Origin of the sequence: Streptomyces sp. NPDC060049 (genome assembly GCF_042736715.1) — a bacterium.
Classification (GTDB): Bacteria; Actinomycetota; Actinomycetes; order Streptomycetales; family Streptomycetaceae; genus Streptomyces.
In genome coordinates this window covers 1-3764 of sequence record NZ_JBHWVV010000038.1, presented here as the reverse complement: position 1 = coordinate 3764, position 3764 = coordinate 1, and the positions used below count along the sequence as shown (strand labels likewise).

At 69.8% G+C, this 3764-nt stretch carries 2 protein-coding genes; one reads left to right on the top strand and one right to left on the bottom strand.

Annotated features, from left to right (window positions below):
• Window positions 1–920: 920 nt before the first annotated feature.
• On the bottom strand, window positions 921–1316 hold the full coding sequence (locus tag ACFWBY_RS36590) for a hypothetical protein (RefSeq protein ID WP_385345151.1): 396 nt from the start codon (window positions 1314–1316) through the stop codon (window positions 921–923).
• A gap of 24 nt (window positions 1317–1340) precedes the next feature.
• Between ACFWBY_RS36590 and ACFWBY_RS36585 the strand changes: the two genes are divergently transcribed.
• Complete coding sequence (locus ACFWBY_RS36585) at window positions 1341–1487, top strand: transposase (RefSeq protein ID WP_385345154.1); 147 nt, start codon at window positions 1341–1343, stop codon at window positions 1485–1487.
• The last annotated feature ends 2277 nt before the right edge of the window (window positions 1488–3764 follow it).

Here is a 3764-nt window from a genome sequence, read left to right as displayed (position 1 = left end):
CGTGTCCGATTCCCGGTCGAAGCGGGTTTCGCTTTCCAGTTCTTCGCTTTCGCGTTTCCCTTTCCGGCGATTCCGACTCTATCAGAAGTTTTCCACCGGATTTCCCGGCTTCAGATTCCTGGATGAGGAGTCGAGGATGCCCACTCGGAATAGCTTCCTCGGGAGCCGCTGCCGAACTTCTTCAGTTCCAGGCAACTGTTCAACTCTACCTCACCCCCCATGTAGCGTCAAAATCGGCGCGACAGGAGCGCCGGCACCCCCGTACCCTCCCTCGGCCCTCTTCCCCTTCCGGCCGTCTGCAGCACCCGCATCGGCCTACCTCTCCCCCTCTCCGCACCGGCTGACCTCGTTACACATCCACCCACCGCGGTACCCCTTCACCTGGGACGGGGACGGGGAGGTCGCGGTGCTCGCACACCCCACGCTGCCGCTCGTTCCCCCACGGATGCGGATCGGCGTGGGCAGACGCTCTTCACCACGGGGGGGGCCGGCGAGTACGTGGCCTCCCGCAAACGGCCCGTGGTCCTACGCACGGAGCATGGAGCTGGGCCAAGGCTGAAGGCGACGGAGACGGCGGCCTCGCCCGGAGCGGTTCGCGCTCCTGGCTCCCCCGCACGAGGGGAGTCCCGAAGACGCAGCCGACATCTGGGACGGGCAGCCGTACGACTGGTCGCGGCGGTCGCGCACGGACGGAGAGCGGTGGTTCCGCCACTGCGTCAGGGTCCTGGAATGGTTCCTCACCTCGACCGGCCCCGGTCCCGCCGAGGCCGCCGCAGTGATGGAGCAGGCGATCGGTGGTCGATGCCGTGGGCGAGGACCTGGCCGTACGCCTGACCCGGAGGTCCCCGTACCGTGACCGCCGAAACCGCCGACCCCCTCCGCCACCGGTAGCGGGTGAGGGCCTAGCCGCTTCGCAGCGATCACCTCGCGGAAGAAATGTGGGTGGCCCAAGGTGAAGGCCCGCCTGGTAGGCCGGGCCACTGCTTGAGCTTGTTGATGCAGCGTTCGGCGCGGTTCCGCTGCTTGTAAGAGGTCTTGTCGAAGGTCGGCGGCCGACCGCCCTTGCTGCCGAGGCGTCTGCGTTTTGCAATCTCGGCGCGCCTCAGTCGCTGCTCAGGCAGGCCGCCAGGGTCCGCGGCATCCAGGCCGAAGCCGAAAGGCTCCACGAGGTCTTCAAATGCGACTGCCTCCACCAGCGCCCGCAGGTCGAGGCAGCTCTCGGGCTTCAGACGTCCGCTCTGCTCCGGCATCTGAACACCGCCTGCGACATCACCCTCCTGCTCGAGGAAGCCGTCACGCAAGCCTTCGAGGAGCATCCAGACGCGCCGGTCATCCGCAGCTTGCCGGGCCTCGCCGCACTGACCGGCGCCCGGGTCCTGGCGGAAATCGGCGACGACCGGACCCGCTGCGCCACCGCCGGATCCCTCAAGGCCTACGCGGGAAGCGGCCCCGTCACCAGAGCCAGTGGCAAAGCTGCAAGGTCATGAGCCAGAAGGTCAAGAACCAGAGGTTTGCCGCCGTTGGCTACTTCTGGGCCTTCAACTCTTCTCTCAGCAGGTCACCAGGCGCCAGAGCCCACTACGACAGCCGCAGAGCAGCCGGCGACCGCCACCGCAGCACAGCGGAACCTCTTCAACCGCTTCACGGCATGCTCTTCCACTGCCTCCAGAACGCTCACACCTACGACGAAGCAGTCGCTTTCCCGCAGGCTTCAGCCGGACTCAGGGCCACGGCGGCTTGACGCCTATCCGCGTGGGATGTCTTGTCGGCCGGCACAACGGCGGGGCGGGTTGGCGGCCTGCCTTTCGGCCTCGCCCCCGGACTGCGGCCATGGCCTGGGTGAACGCCGGTGGGTCTGCGGGTTGGCCGGGAGTGGGAACGAAGGCCGGCTGCCGGCAGCAAGGTGGATCCTCGTGGGCAGCCCGCCGCGGGACCGCCCAAGGGCATGGTCGGCCGGCTCGCCGGCCGGAGCCCCTCTTGACGGGCCCCGCCGGCTTGCTGGTGGGCACGGACGATCGTGGAATCGACGGCCAACGACCCAGTTCAGGTCCATCTCGGCGTCGGGCCTGGGCGGGCAGGGCGGCGAAGACGCGTTCCCAGGTGCCGTCGATCGCCCACATCCGCAGCCTGCTGTGAGCGCCCTTCCACGTACCGAAGGCCTCGGGCAGGTCATCCAGGGCCTTGGCAGCCTGGAGTGGCGGCACCCTCCGCCCTCGGGACCCCCTCCGCGCAGACCGACTGCTCGCCGGGCTCTCCCTGGTCCGCAGGGAGGGACGCCGCCCGCCGGGCCCCGCTCACCTGCGAGCTCCTCAGCAGCTGACAGCACCTGGTCCTCGGTGCGGAGACATGCTTCCGGGACGGTGACGCGTACGCGAAGGGCCGGCCGCGAGCGCTACGCCCTCACTCCCCGCACCCGAACGGACTTCCGCCCACTGCCTGGCCGACGCCCCCGCCCCCGCACTCTCCCTCGCGGCCCGACCCGCACGCGCGTGCCTCGACGTCGCCTTCTTCCACCCGTCCCGGACGGGAACAGCCGCGCGGCCCAGCTGACGCCGGCCTTCGTACGAATCCGCTCGGAACCGAGCAGTCCCCAGCCCCAGAACACGTTGGCCGCAAGTGCTCGCACCCCCGTCCCTCCTCCGGCGGTGCCGGTCACGCTGCCGGCTGCTGGTGTCGGCCCCGGCTCGTTGCGCCGTTGTTGATGCCGACTCCGCCCGTCCGGCCCGGTCCCCACCCATCAGCACCGGCGCCGCCGACGGCCTGCCTTGCACCTTGGCGGTTTTGTGGTCCCCTCCCCGGCCTCCGGGCCACCGGCAGTGGCACGGACCCTCGACCTCGACCGCCTGGTCCGGATCCTCGCTGCCGAGGGGGGCGCACTCCTCCTCGCATCCTCCGTACGACACTGTCGACCACGACGCCGTGGGCCGGCTCCGGAGCGTGCAGGGGCTCTCCCCTGGGGCCTGCCCCAGGGGACGTGTCTGCGTGGGAAACCGTGGGGCCCCGCAGGTGCGCGGGTCGCCCATGAAACGGGGTCGGCGAAGGGAGGAGTTTGGCCTGCCGCCGCCGTCAGAGCCCGCCAGGTCGGGCCCGCGGACTCGACCAGGGCCACGGTTCAGAGCAGGGTTCCGCCACGGCTACGTGGGCTGTGCCGGCAGGGTCAGCAGCGGCGGTGCCACCAGGGCAGCTCCTCAAGTGCCAGAGGCTCGTGGTGGGTTCTGCCGAGCAGGATCTCGTCCAGGGGCTCGACCCGCGCGCGCAGTTCTGCCGCGGCCTTTCGCGGCAACAGGGACAGGGCTTCCTGCAGCTTGTCGCGGGCCCATCCCTCTCCGCAGCACGAGCAAACGAACTCGGACTCCCACCGCTTCCAGCGGCGCCTCGTCCCGTGGACGCGGACCGACCACACACTCAGCGCCGCGGCGACGATGCCCGGGGTCAGGTGTTCACGCTCGAGTACTCGGACGGCTGCGTTCGCTGCTCCCGACAGTCCTGGGACATCGCGATACCGATTCCAGGGAGGGCTCGAAGTCCGTCCAAGCGGGCGGAGCGAGGCCGGCGTTCTACGCGGCACGGGCCCTTCTGATGGAGTGCATGGGCAGCATCATTCCACGGCACCGAACGACACATTCTGCTTCGCACAGGACTGCCGCCCGGGCGGTGGACCGGGTCCGGAACGCAGAAAAGCCCCGCACCGAGCCCGTGAGGGCTGGTGCGGGGCTTTCCCACAATGATTGTTCGGCGGCGTCCTACTCTCCCACAGGGTCCCC